Consider the following 16,232-nt stretch of genomic DNA (forward strand, 5'->3'; position numbering starts at 1 on the left):
CAAGGTGTAGACCACTCCCCCGTTCCGCGACTGAGAGAATCCAGCGCGACGGAACCTGGACCTTCGACGGCGAAGCGGTGCGGATCGCGCCGGGCCGGGGCAAGGGGATCCATCCGCTCCGGCAGGAGCTGGGTGAATGCGTGGTCCCGCTGCGGGCGTCGGCGGGGATCTCCTTCGAACCGGACCGCAGGGGCGGCCGGCTGCGACCACGACTGCGCGACGCACCGGACCCGGCCCCCGCGAGCGCCGCGCCCGGCCGCAGCCGCTCCGTCCGCACCGGCCGGCGACGACCACGACGCGCTGCTGCGCCGGCTGCGCGAGCTCGGCGAGCCGCACCGGGCCGGGGTCCTCACCGACGACGAGTTCACCGCCGCCAAGCAGGCCGTCCTCAAGCGCCTGCAGTCGGTCCGAGATCGCAATCACACCCGAGCCTGCCCGATATCGGGCAGAATTGTTGCGTAAGCGCCCCACCCACCGCAATATCAACGAGTGCTCGAACGCCGCCCGTCGCATGACGACCTCATTGACCACCTGGTGCGCAGCACCGCGCTCCAGCGCGGTGAAGCCGCCCGGGTGATCCTCGACGTGCTGGCGTACTTCGACGAGACGACCGATGACTTCGTCCGCCGCCGCCACCGCGAACTGCAGTCCGGTGGCCTGGTCAACGCGGAGATCTTCGAGCGGATCGCGGCCGAGCTGCCGCACCGGGCGGTCGCGCCGCCGGAGCTCTCGCTCCGCCAGCTGCGCCGCATCGTCTACGGCTGAGCGAACGGGCACCACAGGTACGTCGATGGAGGGGCAGAGAATTCATGTGCGGAATCGTCGGATACATCGGGAAGCGTGATGTGGCCCCGCTGCTGCTGGAAGGGCTGCAGCGGCTGGAGTACCGGGGTTACGACTCCGCGGGCATCGTCATCACCGGCAAGGCGTCGGCAGGCAAGCCCGCCACCCTGCGGATGGTGAAGGCGAAGGGCCGGGTCCGCGAGCTGGAGGCCCGCGTCCCCAAGCGTTTCACCGGCACCACCGGTATCGCCCACACCCGCTGGGCCACCCACGGCGCCCCGAGCGACGAGAACGCGCACCCGCACCTGGACGCCGAGAACAAGGTCGCCGTCGTCCACAACGGCATCATCGACAACGCCTCCGAGCTCCGTGCCAAGCTCGTCGCCGACGGCGTCGTCTTCCTCTCCGAGACCGACACCGAGGTGCTGGTCCACCTGATCGCCCGCGCCCAGGCGGACACCCTGGAGGAGAAGGTCCGCGAGGCGCTGCGCTCGGTCGAGGGCACGTACGGCATCGCCGTCATGCACGCCGACTTCAACGACCGCATCGTGGTCGCCCGCAACGGCTCCCCGGTGGTGCTCGGCATCGGCGAGAAGGAGATGTTCGTCGCCTCGGACGTCGCCGCACTGGTCGCCCACACCCGCCAGGTCGTCACCCTGGACGACGGCGAGATGGCCACCCTCAAGGCCGACGACTTCCGTACGTACACCACGGAGGGCTCGTCCACGACGGCCACGCCGACCACCGTGGAGTGGGAGGCCGAGTCGTACGACATGGGTGGCCATGACACGTACATGCACAAGGAGATCTCCGAGCAGGCCGACGCCGTCGACCGGGTGCTGCGCGGCCGGATCGACGACCGCTTCGCCACGGTGCACCTGGGCGGCCTCAACCTGGACGCCCGCGAGGCGCGCGGGGTCCGCCGGATCAAGATCCTGGGCTGCGGCACCTCGTACCACGCGGGCCAGATCGGCGCCCAGCTGATCGAGGAACTCGCCCGCATCCCCGCGGACGCCGAGCCGGCCTCCGAGTTCCGCTACCGCAACCCGGTCGTCGACCCGGACACGCTTTACGTCGCGGTCTCCCAGTCCGGCGAGACGTACGACGTGCTGGCCGCCGTCCAGGAGCTCAAGCGCAAGGGCGCCCGGGTGCTCGGTGTCGTCAACGTGGTGGGTTCGGCGATCGCCCGGGAGGCGGACGGCGGTACGTACGTCCACGCCGGCCCCGAGGTCTGTGTCGTCTCCACCAAGTGCTTCACCAACACGGTCGTCGCGTTCGCGCTGCTCGCCCTGCACCTGGGCCGGATCCGGGATCTGTCGGTCGCCGACGGCAAGCGGATCATCGAGGGGCTGCGCAGGCTGCCCGCCCAGATCAGCGAGATCCTGGCGAACGAGGACGAGATCAAGAAGATGGCGGCCGAGTACGCGGACGCCAAGTCGATGATGTTCATCGGCCGGGTGCGCGGCTACCCCGTCGCCCGGGAGGCCTCGCTGAAGCTCAAGGAGGTCTCGTACATCCATGCCGAGGCGTACCCGGCCTCCGAGCTGAAGCACGGACCGCTGGCGCTGATCGAGCCCGCGATGCCGACGGTCGCGATCGTGCCGGACGACGACCTGCTGGAGAAGAACCGCGCCGCGATGGAGGAGATCAAGGCCCGCAGCGGCCGCATCCTCGCCGTCGCCCACCAGGTGCAGGAGAAGGCCGACCACACCATCGTCGTACCGAAGAACGAGAACGAGCTGGACCCGATCCTGATGGGCATCCCGCTCCAGCTCTTCGCGTACCACACGGCGCTGGCCATGGGCCGTGACATCGACAAGCCGCGCAACCTGGCGAAGTCCGTCACCGTCGAGTAGGCCCGTGCACGGGGCGGCCCCGGCGCGCGCAACGCGGTACCGGCGTGCGCGGGGCGGCCCCGAAACGGCCGCCGAGGGCATGAATTGCCTGTTTATGCGGGCTAGTTGACGCCATGTCGAACGAGAGCCGCCCCACGGATCGCGGAAACGACGGAGGGGCCTGCGGGGTGCGGGGCTCAGAGCCTGTGGGGTGACCTCGGGCCGGATGGCGGGCGCGGTCCGGTGCGTGCGATTCCAAGGCGGAGGAGTCAGGCGGAAGGGGCCTCCCCTGCTTGAGCGGAGCCGAGAGCCCGGGGAAGGAGCGCCGGCGGCCGACGACCACGCGGGAAGCGTGCGTGCCGGGGCGTGGTCGCCAGATCGGAGGCCACCCGACGGGCTCTCAGGGAATGACGACGACGGGGCGCTGCGCACGCCGCGCGAGGCGCCCCGCCACCGAGCCGAAGATGCGGCCGACGATGCCGTGCGTGGAGCCGACGACGATGGCGTCGGCCGAGTACTCCCGGCCGACCTCCTCCAGCTCGTGGCAGATGTCCCCGCCCCGCTCGACGAGCACCCAGGGCACCTCGGAGAGGTAGTCCGCGCAGGCGAGCTCCAAACCGAGCACCTCGGTGCGGTGGTCGGGCACGTCCACGAAGACGGGCGGCTCGCAACCTGCCCAGACGGTGGTCGGCAGCCGGTTGGCGACATGGACGATGATCAGGCCGGAACCTGATCTTCGGGCCATCCCGATGGCATAGGCGAGGGCGCGTTCACTGGAGGTCGAGCCGTCGAAGCCGACGACTACCCCGTGGCGGAACGCGGGGTCGCAGGAGTGACGTGTTTCTTCGACCGTCAGCGGGTCCGACATGGGGTCGGCCACCTGCTTGCGGTCGGCGGGTTCGGGGATTTCGTGACCGGCCATCGGTGTCTCGGCGAAGAGAGTCCTCGTGAGGAGAGCGACGTGGGGAAGGTGCGTCAGCGGGCGGTGTTGCGGTGTCCGGGAATCATCTTCCCAACCCCTTACCCCCAAGGGTACGGCGCCACTCCTCCACTGCCCAGAGCCACGCAAAGCGCGTGCGACGTTTCACGGAGCATGCCCGAGGCGGACCCGTATGGCAATGCCGCTTGTGCCGTACACCGACGCAGCGGACCCGGACGACTGCCCTCGGTGACCGGACGGAGCCGGATCCGTCGTCCCTACGGGCCGTGAGCGCGGCCCCCGCGCCCCGGGACGGCCGCGAAGTGGATCACCGGCCCGTCACCGACCGCCGGGCCGGCATCCGGACCTCTCGGCCCCCCGGAGTCACAACGCGCCCGCTCCGGACCGTCCGCCCCGTTCCCGGCACTCCTCCCGGCCGGGGACCGACACCGGCCCGTCGGGCGGAATCCGGTCGCCGCCGGTTGCCATCGCACCGTTCCGTACGATCGGCCGTCCGACCTGCCCAGGGAGCGCAAAGAAGCGGTTGATCACCCGGGTTGTGCGCCGGTTGAATGACTGAATCACGTATGCACAACCATCTATTTTCAGCCAACTTCATACCCCTGCCCATTCCTTGCCGAATTGGCCGATCAACCCCCTTGTCACCAGGCAGGAAGAGACCGCGCGGTACGCTTCCACCCAACGGGGACGGGCCATGAACGCACGGCGCACTTCCCTGCGCGCTCTCCGGATGAAACGCTTCGTGATCGAATGCTTCCCGCCAAGTTGCCTTGTCGACATAACGCCGGCTGATGAACTTGTCACGCCGGCACCACGGGACGCAGTAGATTCGATCTTGGGTATCGAAGTCTGGGGAACTCGTGCAGGACCGAGGGGAACAGTGCAGGTGCGACAGGCCCGTAAGGACCAGGGAGACGCGAACACCGAGGGGGGCTTAGCGTCATGAGCCAGGACTCCGCCGCCGTGACGGAGGCTGTACGGAAACTCAGTGGCCGTCGACGACGAGAAGTCGTCGCCGTGCTGCTGTTCAGCGGCGGCCCCATCTTCGAGAGTTCGATCCCGCTCTCCGTGTTCGGAATCGACCGCCAGGACGCGGGAGTTCCGCGCTACCGACTCCTCGTCTGCGGCGGGGAGGAAGGACCGCTGCGGACCACCGGGGGACTCGAACTCACCGCGCCCTACGGGCTGGAGGCGATCAGCAGGGCCGGCACCGTCGTGGTGCCCGCCTGGCGTTCGATCACCTCGCCGCCGCCCGCCGAGGCGCTGGAGGCGCTGCGCCGCGCCCACGAGGAGGGCGCCCGCATCGTCGGTCTGTGCACCGGCGCGTTCGTGCTCGCCGCCGCCGGCCTGCTGGACGGCCGCCCGGCGACCACGCACTGGATGTACGCGCCGACGCTGGCCAAGCGCTACCCGTCGGTCCACGTCGATCCGCGTGAGCTCTTCGTCGACGACGGCGACGTGCTCACCTCGGCCGGGACAGCGGCGGGGATCGATCTCTGTCTGCACATAGTCCGCACGGACCACGGCACGGAGGCCGCCGGGGCACTGGCCCGCCGGCTCGTCGTGCCGCCGCGGCGCAGCGGCGGTCAGGAGCGCTACCTCGACAGGTCTTTACCTGAGGAGATCGGCTCCGACCCGCTCGCCGAGGTCGTGGCCTGGGCACTGGAGCACCTCCACGAGCAGTTCGACGTGGAGACGCTGGCCGCGCGCGCCTACATGAGCAGGCGGACCTTCGACCGCAGGTTCCGTTCGCTCACCGGCAGCGCACCGCTCCAGTGGCTGATCACCCAGCGGGTGCTGCAGGCGCAGCGGCTGCTGGAGACGTCCGAGTACTCGGTCGACGAGGTGGCGGGCCGCTGCGGCTTCCGCTCGCCGGTCGCGCTGCGCGGACACTTCCGGCGTCAGCTGGGCTCCTCCCCCGCCGCGTACCGGGCCGCCTACCGCGCCCGTCGTCCGCAGGGCGGCGGCGCGGAGCCCGTGGCCGCGGTGACCGAGCCCGTCGTGCCCGCCCAGGGCAACGCGGTGATCCGGCGCGCCACGGCCACGGCCACGGCCACCCCGACGGGCCCGCATGTCGTCACGTCGCCGCCGGCCGGACCGGCCCAGTCGGAGCAGGGGAAACCCGGCCCCGACGCGTACACGACCGGACGCCCGACCCTGCCGGGGCAGCGCAGTGCCCCGTAGGGTGGGGCCATGAACGATCGCATGGTGTGGATCGACTGCGAGATGACCGGGCTCTCGTTGACGGAAGACGCACTCATCGAGGTGGCCGCACTGGTCACCGACTCGGAGCTGAACGTGCTCGGCGAAGGGGTGGACATCGTGATCCGCCCGCCGGACGCGGCCCTGGAGACCATGCCCGAGGTGGTGCGGCAGATGCACACCGCCTCGGGCCTCCTCGACGAGCTGGCCGGGGGCACCACCCTGGCCGACGCCGAGGCCCAGGTGCTGAACTACGTCCGTGAGCATGTGAAGGAGCCCGGCAAGGCCCCGCTCTGCGGGAACTCCGTCTCCACCGACCGCGGTTTCCTGGCGCGGGACATGGCGGCCCTGGAGGGCTACCTCCACTACCGGATCGTCGATGTCTCCTCGATCAAGGAACTGGCCCGCCGCTGGTACCCGCGGGCGTACTTCAACAGTCCGGCCAAGAACGGTAACCACCGGGCGCTCGCGGACATCCGCGACTCGATCACGGAGCTGCGCTACTACCGCGAGGCAATCTTCGTGCCGCAGCCCGGTCCGGACTCGGAGCGCGCGAAGGCCATCGCGGCGCACGTCGCGCCGCCCGCGCCGTAGGACCCTGTGAAGCCGCTGGTCATAGCCCTTTCGGGGGTTGGGGTCAGCGGCTGAGCAACTGGGGAGCGAGCACCCTCTCGGACCCTGTACACTTTTTCTCGGCCGGTCGGAAAAAGACCGGGCATGGTGGGTATAGCTCAGATGGTAGAGCACCTGGTTGTGGTCCAGGATGTCGCGGGTTCGAGTCCCGTTACTCACCCTGAAGGGAAGGGCCCCGGTCTTCGGACCGGGGCCCTTCTCGTGTCTGAGCCCCCCTCAGCGGGCGGCCGTGTGACGGCTGTCACGACGAGTCGCGGACGGCCAGTCCGGTGGGGAGCACGGTCTGCGGACGTTCCTGGTTCTCGCTCGCGATCTCCTTGAGCAGTACGCGGGCCATGGTGCGGCCCATCTCCTCGATGGGCCGGCGCACGCCGGTCGTCCGGGGGCCGGTGATCGTGGCGATGGCTAGGGCCTTGTCCGGCGGATCACGGCCGGGGTCGCGGCGTCTGGCACGGCACCTCGCGGCGTTGCCAAAACGTCCGAACAGCTCCGCTATCAAGACGCTCCGGCGCCTTGCGATGCACCGCACCGGACGCCGCGCCCTGTCCGACCCTGATCCGCCGGACAGGCCCTAGGCGTCCCCGAGAGACGAGATGGCCGACCGCGGCCCGGCGCAGCCGGGTCGGCCAGTCCTCCGTCACCCGAAGGCCGAGGGGGGCGGTGCCGGGGACGGCTTGGCGTCCGCGTCGCTCACCGGCGCCGCGCCGCCGGTGAAGTCGGCGAGCGCGCGCCCGTGTTCGACGCGTCCGGGATGCGGATCGGTGGCGACCCGGCGGGTCAGCTCGGCGACCTTCGGCGGCACGTCCGAGGCGAGCAGCACCGCGTTGCCGAAGCGGCGGCCCCGCCACACGGTCGGATCGGCGGCGAGCGCCAGTTCCGGGAAGACCGCGGCGGCGGTGGCGATCTGGCCGCGCAGATGGGTCAGCGGCGGCCCGTCCGCGAGGTTGGCCACATAGCTCCCGCCCGGCTTCAGGACCCTGCGGACCTCGGCGAGGAACTCGGTGCTGGTGAGGTGCGCGGGGGTACGGGCGCCGCTGAAGACATCGGCGATGACGAGATCGGCCCAGTCGTCCTGGATCTTCCCGAGCCCGGCGCGGGCATCGGTGGCCCTGACCCGGATCCTGGCCTGCGGGTCCAGCGGCAGCTCCCGGCGGACCAGTTGGACGAGCGCCGCGTCCACCTCCACGATCTGCTGGGTGGAGCGGGGCCGGGTCGCGGCGATGTAGCGGGCGAGCGTGAAGGCACCGCCGCCCAGGTGCACCACGTGCAGGGGCTGTCCGGGGGGTGCGACGAGATCGGCGATGTGGCCGATCCTGCGCTGGTACTCGAAGGACAGGAACGTGGGGTCGTCGAGATCCACGTGGGACTGCGGGGCGCCGTCCAGCGTCAGCGTCCAGGCACGCGGCCGCTCCCGGTCGGGGACCAGTTCGGCGAGGGAGCCGTCCACCGGTTCGGCGAGGGGCTCCGCCCTGCGCCCACCGCGCCCGGCGCCACGTTCGCCCCTGCCCCCGGCCTTCTCCTCGGCCGTGCTCCCGGCCCTGTTCCCGGCCTTGCGGTCGGACCGCTTACGGGCGCCCGCACCTCCGCTCGACGCTCCTCGACGTGCCACCGCTGCTCGTGCCCGCTCACTGATCTTCGCTCCGGACCGGTGGTAGACCGGCCGTGCCGGGGAAACCCGCTCACCTGCCCATTATGGGCGCGCAGGCGAGGAAGCAGCGGTTCGTGGGCGCGGGCGAGGAAGCAGCGGTCAGCAGCAGTTGTCGGCCGCCTCGATCAGCCGGGCCGCCTCGTCGAGTGCGGCCCGCAGCACCTCCGGGTCGGTGACCGGGGCGTCGTCCCCGGGCGGCAGCAGCCAGCCGCTGCCGGTGACGGGCGGCTCGGCGGGGATGCGCAGCCCCCGGCCGGCGGTCCGCGTACAGGCGCTGCCCGGTACGTCCCAGGCCTCGGCGGTCCCGGGCGGCACGAGGAAGCCGAGGGTGTCGCAGGCGCCGTCGTGCAGGACCGGGCCGATGTCCTGCTCGGTATCCCTGCGAAGGATGTCCACGGCCTCCAGACCCTGGCGGGCCGGGACGGTCACCAGGTCGCAGGGTTCGCCGTCGTGGCCGTCCGCGGCAGTGGTGGGCGCCGGGGCGCCCGTCGCGGCCGGGGTCGTCGCAGTCGTCCGCGAGTCGGTCTCCGTGCCGAGATGCAACAAGGGACCTCTCCTCTCATCGCCGGGCGGAGCCGTTTGATTCCGTCTCCTCATGGACCAACGCCCCGACGGCGTCAAGGGCTACGGTGCCACGCCGCCGCAAAGGGTGGCAGTTCATGGCGGATCGCGGGCAAGATGCCCGCTTTGTTAATAAAAGCCGCGTATGCAACTTGTCGTAGCCGGTACGTTCTTGCTCCGCCGGGACACCGGATGCAGGAAGCCCGGCTGCAGAAGAGCTGCAGAAGAGAGGTCCCCGCCCATGGTGTCGACAGGGGCAGTGCCCAACCTCGCCTTCCGGCGGCTGCGCGGACAGCGCTCCGCCGGGGAGTTCGCTGCCGCGGTACGCAGATCGGCCCGTGAGATCGGCGAGCAGGTCGCGTGCGACGCCCGGTACATCGGACGCGTGGAGTCCGGGGAGATCCGCTGCCCCAACTACGCGTACGAACGGGTCTTCCTGCACATGTTCCCCGGAACGACCCTGGCGGACCTGGGCTTCTCACCGCGCGAAACCGTACGCGGCCGGGGGGCTCGGACCACTGCCGAAACCCCACCGCCCCCCACGCTCCACAGCGAACCCGACGAGGAGAGCGACGTGCTGCGTCGCGTATTCATGACGAGCGGCACCACCACGATGGCGGCCGCGGCCCTGGGCCTCGGCTCCGCATCCGCCGCTGCCGCCACCGCCCCACCCGATCCGCGCCGGGTCGGCGAGAGCGAGGTGAGCGCCGTCGAGAAGGCGGTGCGGCAGATCCGGCTGCTCGACGACCAGCACGGCGGCGACGGCCTGTACCGCACGGCGTTCCAGCCGCTGCGGGCGGCGTACGCGCTGCTCGACTCCGGCACGGCCACCAAGCGCTCCACCGCCGACAGACTGCACGCCGGAGCGGGCGAACTGGCTATCTCGGTGGGCTGGCTGGCCCATGACTCGGGCCGGTTCGAGGACGCCCGCTCGCACTACGCGGAGGCGCTCGCCATGGCACGGATGGCCGGTGATCCGGCGCTGGAGGCGCATGCGTTCTGCAATGCGTCGTTCCTGGCCCGGGACACCGGGCGGCCCCGCGAGTCGGTGCGGGCGGCGGAGGCCGCGCAGCGGGCGGCACAACCGCTGGGCTCACCCCGGCTGGTGGCGCTGCTCGCACTGCGGGAGGCGGGAGGCCGGGCGGGGCTCGGGGACCGCACGGGCTGCGAGCGGGCCCTCGGCCGGGCACACACCGCGTTCGGGCGCGGTCCGCGCGACTTTGATCCGGAGTGGATGACCTTCTTCCGGGAGGCGGAACTGGAGATCCTGGAGGCGCAGTGCTGGTCGGCGCTGGGCGACTGGTCGCGGGCGGCCCGGCACGCGCTCAGGGCCACCCGGCTCCAGGACCCGCACTTCACCCGGAACCAGGCGCTGTACCGGGCCGAACTGACCTGGGACCTGGCCCGCGCGGACCTGGCCGGGGAGGCGGCGGAGGCCGGCCATCAGGTGCTCGACCTGCTGGACCGCGTCCGGTCGACCCGCATCCGCGCGATGCTGGCGCAGGCAGTGGAGGTGCTGAAGCCGCAGCGGTGCGTGGCGGAGGTACGGGAGTTCCTGGAGCGGTACGCGGACGCGGCGGAGGGCGCCGCCTCCGCGTAGGCCCTGGGGCGTGTTGCGAAAGTCCCGCCTGGCCGGGAACACCCGGCACGCGCGCTCACCGCGTAGTCGGTCGTCGGCGCAGCCCGCTGCACTCTCCTCCCTCCGCCTTGCGGCCGTACGCACCGAACGCCCCCGCCCCTGCCCCTCCGGGCGACGACGGCGGTCTGACGACAGGCCCTAACGGTCCAGGTGGCCGGTGTCGTTCCAGCGTTCGATCGCGGGGGCCCCGTATGCCCAGCCCAGCACCGAGAGCGAGGTCGGGTCCAGCCGGATCCGCGCCGCGAACGACACGTCCTCGCCGAGCCATCGCGCCCCCAGCGCCCGCAGGATGTGCCCGTGGGCGAAGACCAGCACATCGCGGTCGGCCGAGCGCGCCCACGTCACGATCTCGTCGGCGCGGGCGGACAGTTCGGCCAGGGTCTCGCCCTCCGGCACCCCGTCGCGCCAGATGAACCAGCCCGGCCGGATCGCCTTGATCTCGGCCGGCGTCATCCCCTCGTACGCCCCGTAGTCCCACTCCATGAGCGCGTCCCACGGCTCGGCCCGGTCCGCGAATCCCGCGATCTCGCAGGTCTCCCTGGCCCGCAGCAACGGGCTGGTGCGCACTTCCAGGCCCGGCAGCTGCGCCCACGGCCCGCGCCGCAGCCGCTCGCCGAGGAGCTTCGCGCCCGCCCGGCCGGTGTCGAGCAGCGGGATGTCCGTCCTGCCGGTGTGATTCCCATTGACGGACCATTCCGTCTGGCCGTGCCGGGCGAGCAGGATACGCGGTGCCATGACGGCTCTCCCTGAACTGAGATCTGAGGCCGGCGATCGAGACGACATGGATCACCGGGTTTTCTCATCATCGCGCACGTGATCGCGGGGCAACCTCCTGGGCCGAACAGGCGTCCCACTCTGCGCGGAGAACTCTGCGCGCCCCGAAAGCACCCCGGGGGAACCTCGACCGAGCCGCGCCGTACGGTTGAACGCCCGTCTTCGGTCGCATGAACACATGATGGAGAACTTCCGGATGCAGCATGCCAGCGCCGCGCCCGTGCCGCGCCCGCGACCCCGTTGGTGGACCGAGCTGCCGCTGCTGGCTCTGGTGTACGGGGCCTATACGGCGGGCCGGCTGGTGGCACGCGGCGACGTGTCCACCGCCGTCGACCACGGACTGAGCATCCTGCGCCTGGAGAAGGCACTCCACATCAACATCGAGCACCCGCTCAACCGCCTGTTCACCGCGCACCCCTCGATAGGCATACCCGCCGACTTCGTGTACGCGTCCCTGCACTACCTCGTCACCCCGGCCGTCCTGGTCTGGCTCTTCCGCCGCCGCCAGGAGATATACCGCCGGGCCCGCACCTGGCTGATGACCTCCACGATGCTCGGCCTGATCGGCTTCACGCTGCTGCCGACCTGCCCGCCCAGGCTGCTGGAGGCCCAGTACGGCTTCGTCGACACGATGGCGCAGTACAGCTCGTACGGCTGGTGGGGCACCGGGGCCAGCGCCCCGCGCGGCATGAGCGGGATGACCAACCAGTACGCGGCGATGCCGAGCCTGCACGTCGGCTGGGCGCTCTGGTGCGGAATCCTGCTGTGGCGCCACAGCAAGAACCCGTACGTCCGGGCCGCTGGCATCGCCTACCCCTTGATCACCACGTTCGTGGTGATGGGCACCGCCAACCACTACTTCCTCGACGCGGTCGCGGGCGCCGCCGTGATGGGCGTCGGAGCCCTGCTGGCCCGGCCCGTGATGCGGCTGGCGGACCGGATCAGGGACTGGGTCGGAGCACGCTTCCCGCGGATCGCCCCGGTCGCGGAATCCCCGATTGTCAGTGCCGGATGCAAGACTTCCGCGGGTGAGCGAATCCCTGGCCAGCGGACCACCTCCGCAGACTCCACCGATGCCGCGGCATCGGCCGACGCAGACGCCTCGGCCGGTCGTGCACCCCGGGCCGACGCCGCCGCCCCCGCAGGAGCGGGAGCCGCGGGGGACGACACTCCGGCAGCGGCTCGCTGAGCTGCGGGGACCGGCCGTCCCGCCACGCCCGCTGGACGCCCGCGCGCTGGCCGCCCTCGCCGCCAACCCCGGCTGCCGGCGCCGCGCCCTGCTCGACGGCGCAGGGGTGGACAAGGCCGCGCTGGCCGCGGCGCTCGGTTCCCCGGCCCCGTTCGGCCAGTCGCAGTTCGCCCTCGTCCGGGGCAACACCTTCGAGGCCAGGGTCAAGGCCGACGGGGGCACGGAGCTGATGCGCCTGCTGCACGAGCACCTCGGCGGCGGTGACGGGGCGCCGCGCGAGATCTCGGTGCCCGATCTGACGGCGGCGGGCCCCGAGGGCCGCGCCGCGCGTACGGCGCTGGCACTGCGGGAGGCGACCGAGGCGGGCGGCTGGACGCTGCTGGACCACCCGATGCTGGCCCTGGAAGTGGCGGGCTCCCCCGCCTATCTGGAGCCGGACGCGGTGGCGGTGCACCCCGACGGCACCTGGACGGTCGTCGAGATCAAGTCCTTCCCCATGGTCGACGGCTCGGCCGACGCCGCGAAGGTCGGCGCAGCGGCCCGGCAGTCCGCCGTCTACGTGCTGGCGCTGGAGCGGATCGCGGAGCTGACCGAGGGCGCCGAGGTGGGCCACCGGGTGCTGCTGGTCTGCCCGAAGGACTTCTCCAACCTGCCCACCGCCTCGGTCGTCGACGTACGCAAGCAGCGCGCCGTCACCCGCCGCCAGCTGACCAGGCTGACCCGGGTCGAGGAGATCGCGGCGGCCCTGCCCGAGGGCACCACCTTCGACCCTCAGTGCCCCCGGCAGCAGCTCGACGCCGCGGTCGAATCGGTCGGCGCGGCATACGCCCCGGAGTGCCTGGCCGCCTGCGAACTGGCCTTCCACTGCCGGGCGAAGGCGCGCGAGACCGGTGCGGTGGAGGCGCTGGGGCGGAGTGTGCGCGGTGAGCTCGGCGGGCTGACCACGGTGGGCGAGGTGCTGGCGGCCGCCGCGGGCAAGGAGGGCGACCCGGCGGATCCGACGGTCGCGGCGCTGCGGCGTGCGGCGGCCCTGCGTGCCGAGGCGCTGGCGGGCGGTCCGGCATGTCGCTGATCAGCACCCTGGCCCGGCTGGAGGCCGTGGAGAGCGGCCGGGCCCAGCCGATGGCCACGGTTCTGCACCGCCATCTCACCGACCGGCCCCTCGTCCTGGTTCCGCTGACCACGGCCGGTGAGGCGGGCGCCCCGCTGGGCGCGCTCGTCGGGACCGACCGGGAGGCGCCCCGGCTGCTGACGGTCTCGCAGCCGCGCGACCGGGATCTGCGGTTCGCGTTCCTCGCCGAGCTGGCCGAGGCGGTGCTGCCGCACATCGAGGCGTACGAGGACGTCGTCGAGCCGGCCGAACGCAACGAGACCGATCCGGGGACCGGGAAGAGGTCCAAGGTCGAGGTGGAGCTGTGCGCGGACGCGCCGCAGCTGATCGTGCCGAGCCGGGCGGGCATCGAGTTCGTCCGGCTGCTGGGCCGCTCGATGCGGTTCCGCCGCACGGCCGAGGAGGACCCTGACACCCCGTACCCCGCGCCCGCCCGGGTCCCACTGCTGGGCCGCTGGCTGACGCACTACGGGGAGCGGGCCAGGGTGCCCGGCTCCTCGCTGCTGCTCGCCGTGACCGATCTGCTGAACCGTCACTGGGCGACCGGGCAGAGCAGCCTGGAGGACCAGCATCTGGGCGCGCTGCTGGCCTGGATCGATGCCCCGGCGGGCGAGTCGGGCGCCTCGGCGGCACTCAGCGCGGAGCTGGAGCGGGACGGCGAGGGGCAGTTGCGATGCCCGCCGGCCGGTCCGGCCACGGACCCGGCGTTCGACAACCGGCTGCTGGCGCCCGCCATCGAGAAGTACGACCGGGCGCGCACCTCGCTCGCGGCCGCCGAGGACGGCCTGGCGGCCGATGCCCGGCTCGGCGAACTGACGGCGGCCGAGCGTGAGATCAGGGCCCTGCTGGCCGGGGTGACGCGGCCGACGTGGGACGCGGTGTGGCGTGGGCTCGACCTGTTGAGGGAACTCCCCGAGGGGGCCAGGGCCGAGGACCGCTGGACCAGGGACCGCTGGTCGTTCACCGGCCACCGGGACCGGGTGCGCTCGGGCGAGCCGCCGCAGCCGCGCCGGGACGACGCGGTGACGGCGGCACAAAAGCTGGCCTCGCGGGAGACGGCGCAGGCCCAGCTGGAGGCCCAGGAGGCGCTGGACGATCCGCTGGTACTGGCCGGGCGGCGGCTGGCCGGCGAGGCGTTCGTCGCCGAGGTGACGGAAGTGGTGATGGCGTACAGCGAGTCCAAGCGTCCTTCGCCGCGCCCGCTGGTCACGGTCCGCACGGACGAGCACCCGCATCTCGGCGAGCGCACCAGGGTGTACCGCTCGCTGGAGGGCAGGCCGCAGACCGCCGAGTTCGCGGGGTACGCCGAGCCGGAGGACGGGGGCGCGCCTCTGCTGGTGCTGCGGATCCTCGACCGGATGGGCCGGGGCAAGGAGCCGGCCCCGGGTTCGGTGCCCGAGCCGGGTGACCGGATCGCCTGGACGCTCTTCGAGCACGATCAGCGCGGCGGCGCGAAGCTGCCGGACCCGGAGCAGACGCCCTGGACGCACGGCGGCCCGCCGGGTGCGGCCGGGCATGCCGAGAGCCCCGACCCCGTGACCGCGGAGGACCTTCTGTGACGGCCGTATTCGACCCGGGCACCCAGGCCGCGCGGGCCACCGACGCGATCCTCGCCGACACCCTGGGCGGTACGGAGCGCGGCATCGTGGTGGACTCCCCGCCGGGCGCCGGCAAGTCGACGCTCGTGGTGCGCGCCGCGCTCGAACTCGCGGCGGCAGGCCATCCGTTGATGGTGGTCGCGCAGACCAACGCCCAGGTCGACGACCTGGTGGTGCGGCTGGCCGAGAAGGATCCGGGGCTGCCGGTCGGCCGGCTGCACAGCAATGACACCGACCCGTACGACAAGGTGCTGGACGGGCTGGCCAACGTACGGAAGTCGGCCAAGGCCTCCGATCTCGCCGGGCTCGACGTCGTCATCTCGACGGCCGCGAAGTGGGCGCATGTGAAGAACGTCGAGCCGTGGGGCCACGCGATCGTCGACGAGGCGTACCAGATGCGTTCGGACGCGCTGCTGGCCGTCGCGGGGCTCTTCGAGCGGGCGCTGTTCGTCGGCGACCCGGGCCAGTTGGACCCGTTCTCGATCGTCGGCGCGGACCAGTGGGCGGGGCTCTCGTACGACCCGTCGGCGAGCGCCGTCTCCACGCTGCTCGCGCACAATCCCCGGCTGCCGCAGCACCGGCTGCCGGTGTCGTGGCGGCTGCCCGCCTCCGCCGCACCGCTGGTCTCGGACGCGTTCTACCCGTACACCCCGTTCCGCAGCGGTACGGACCACGGCGACCGGCGGCTGTCGCTCGGTGTGGCGTCCGACGGCTCAGCCCCGGACCGGGTGCTGGACGAGGCCGCGGAGTCCGGCTGGGGCCTGCTGGAGCTCCCGGCCCGGCACACCCCGCGCACCGACCCGGAGGCGGTGCGCGCGGTGGCCCTGGTCGTGCGTCGGCTGCTGGACCGGGGCGGAGCGGCGACCAGCGAGCGCTCGCCGGACCCGGTGCCGGTGACGGCGGACCGGGTCGCGGTCGGCACCGCCCATCGCGACCAGGCCGCGGCGGTGCGGGCGGCGCTCGCGGAGCTGGGCGTGACGGGCGTCGCGGTGGACACGGCGAACCGGCTCCAGGGCCGCGAGTTCGATGTGACGGTGGTCCTGCACCCGCTCTCCGGCCGCCCCGACGCCACGGCCTTCCACCTGGAGACGGGCCGGCTCTGCGTGCTGACCTCGCGCCACCGGCACGCCTGCATCGTGGTGTGCCGGGCGGGCGTCACCGAGCTGCTGGACGAGCACCCGTCGACGGAGCCGGTGCAGCTGGGCGTCACGGTCAAGTTCCCGGACGGCTGGGAGGCGAACCATGCGGTGCTGGCGCATCTGGCGGAGCACCGGGTGCGGTGGGCGGGGTGACGGCGGGCGGGGTGACGGCGGGCGTGC

The 16,232-nt window shown here is 72.3% G+C and carries 14 protein-coding genes, 1 tRNA gene and 1 pseudogene; 11 read left to right on the forward strand and 5 right to left on the reverse strand.

Annotation, left to right across the window (positions count from 1 at the left end):
- Positions 1–38 precede the first annotated feature (38 nt).
- The 3 genes and pseudogenes from ACWCQ6_RS16335 to glmS all read left to right on the forward strand — a co-directional run bounded on the left by ACWCQ6_RS16335 (position 39) and on the right by glmS (position 2,639).
- Positions 39–462: pseudogene (locus ACWCQ6_RS16335) on the forward strand (DUF4429 domain-containing protein).
- 27 nt (positions 463–489) lie between these two features.
- Positions 490–765 carry a hypothetical protein gene (locus ACWCQ6_RS16340; protein WP_072489218.1) on the forward strand — a complete coding sequence of 92 codons (276 nt, stop codon included), beginning with the start codon at positions 490–492 and terminating at the stop codon, positions 763–765.
- A gap of 44 nt (positions 766–809) precedes the next feature.
- Complete coding sequence (gene glmS, locus ACWCQ6_RS16345; protein WP_189547057.1) at positions 810–2,639, forward strand: glutamine--fructose-6-phosphate transaminase (isomerizing); 1,830 nt, start codon at positions 810–812, stop codon at positions 2,637–2,639.
- A 379-nt stretch (positions 2,640–3,018) separates the two neighbouring features.
- Here the strand turns inward: glmS and ACWCQ6_RS16350 are convergent, their stop codons facing one another.
- Complete coding sequence (locus ACWCQ6_RS16350; RefSeq protein WP_451089658.1) at positions 3,019–3,540, reverse strand: universal stress protein; 522 nt, start codon at positions 3,538–3,540, stop codon at positions 3,019–3,021.
- Positions 3,541–4,500: 960 nt separating this feature from the next.
- Here ACWCQ6_RS16350 and ACWCQ6_RS16355 point away from each other — a divergent pair.
- The 3 genes from ACWCQ6_RS16355 to ACWCQ6_RS16365 all read left to right on the forward strand — a co-directional run bounded on the left by ACWCQ6_RS16355 (position 4,501) and on the right by ACWCQ6_RS16365 (position 6,553).
- Entirely contained in the window at positions 4,501–5,742 is a 1,242-nt protein-coding gene (locus tag ACWCQ6_RS16355; RefSeq protein ID WP_451089660.1) for a helix-turn-helix domain-containing protein, read from the forward strand.
- A 9-nt stretch (positions 5,743–5,751) separates the two neighbouring features.
- The gene (gene orn, locus ACWCQ6_RS16360) at positions 5,752–6,354 is read left to right on the forward strand and encodes an oligoribonuclease (protein WP_451089662.1); all 603 of its coding nucleotides are present in this window, start codon (positions 5,752–5,754) and stop codon (positions 6,352–6,354) included.
- A gap of 126 nt (positions 6,355–6,480) precedes the next feature.
- A tRNA-His gene (locus tag ACWCQ6_RS16365) sits at positions 6,481–6,553 on the forward strand.
- An 81-nt stretch (positions 6,554–6,634) separates the two neighbouring features.
- Here ACWCQ6_RS16365 and ACWCQ6_RS16370 read toward each other — a convergent pair.
- The 3 genes from ACWCQ6_RS16370 to ACWCQ6_RS16380 all read right to left on the reverse strand — a co-directional run bounded on the left by ACWCQ6_RS16370 (position 6,635) and on the right by ACWCQ6_RS16380 (position 8,587).
- On the reverse strand, positions 6,635–6,892 hold the full coding sequence (locus tag ACWCQ6_RS16370) for a substrate-binding domain-containing protein (protein WP_451089664.1): 258 nt from the start codon (positions 6,890–6,892) through the stop codon (positions 6,635–6,637).
- Between the two features lie 138 nt (positions 6,893–7,030).
- The gene (locus tag ACWCQ6_RS16375; protein WP_451089666.1) at positions 7,031–8,002 is read right to left on the reverse strand and encodes a spermidine synthase; all 972 of its coding nucleotides are present in this window, start codon (positions 8,000–8,002) and stop codon (positions 7,031–7,033) included.
- Positions 8,003–8,140: 138 nt separating this feature from the next.
- Positions 8,141–8,587: a hypothetical protein gene (locus ACWCQ6_RS16380; protein WP_451089668.1), complete on the reverse strand. Its 447-nt coding sequence runs from the start codon at positions 8,585–8,587 to the stop codon at positions 8,141–8,143.
- 256 nt (positions 8,588–8,843) lie between these two features.
- On the opposite strand from ACWCQ6_RS16380, the gene ACWCQ6_RS16385 reads away from it, so the two are divergent.
- On the forward strand, positions 8,844–10,202 hold the full coding sequence (locus ACWCQ6_RS16385; protein ID WP_451089670.1) for a tetratricopeptide repeat protein: 1,359 nt from the start codon (positions 8,844–8,846) through the stop codon (positions 10,200–10,202).
- A gap of 177 nt (positions 10,203–10,379) precedes the next feature.
- Here the strand turns inward: ACWCQ6_RS16385 and ACWCQ6_RS16390 are convergent, their stop codons facing one another.
- Positions 10,380–10,976, reverse strand: coding sequence for a histidine phosphatase family protein (locus ACWCQ6_RS16390; RefSeq protein ID WP_451089672.1), 597 nt, complete (start codon positions 10,974–10,976; stop codon positions 10,380–10,382).
- 235 nt (positions 10,977–11,211) lie between these two features.
- Here ACWCQ6_RS16390 and ACWCQ6_RS16395 point away from each other — a divergent pair, with 235 nt between their 5' ends.
- The 4 genes from ACWCQ6_RS16395 to ACWCQ6_RS16410 are packed head-to-tail and all read left to right on the forward strand — an operon-like array spanning position 11,212 to position 16,205.
- Positions 11,212–12,204: a phosphatase PAP2 family protein gene (locus ACWCQ6_RS16395; protein ID WP_451089674.1), complete on the forward strand. Its 993-nt coding sequence runs from the start codon at positions 11,212–11,214 to the stop codon at positions 12,202–12,204.
- On the forward strand, positions 12,089–13,276 hold the full coding sequence (locus ACWCQ6_RS16400; protein WP_451089676.1) for a hypothetical protein: 1,188 nt from the start codon (positions 12,089–12,091) through the stop codon (positions 13,274–13,276). The genes ACWCQ6_RS16395 and ACWCQ6_RS16400 overlap by 116 nt, the downstream gene beginning before the upstream one ends.
- On the forward strand, positions 13,267–14,874 hold the full coding sequence (locus ACWCQ6_RS16405) for a hypothetical protein (protein WP_451089678.1): 1,608 nt from the start codon (positions 13,267–13,269) through the stop codon (positions 14,872–14,874). Before ACWCQ6_RS16400 ends, ACWCQ6_RS16405 begins: the two co-directional genes overlap by 10 nt.
- Positions 14,871–16,205, forward strand: coding sequence for an AAA domain-containing protein (locus ACWCQ6_RS16410; protein ID WP_451089680.1), 1,335 nt, complete (start codon positions 14,871–14,873; stop codon positions 16,203–16,205). Before ACWCQ6_RS16405 ends, ACWCQ6_RS16410 begins: the two co-directional genes overlap by 4 nt.
- The last annotated feature ends 27 nt before the right edge of the window (positions 16,206–16,232 follow it).

This window comes from Streptomyces sp. NPDC001880 (genome assembly GCF_053594575.1).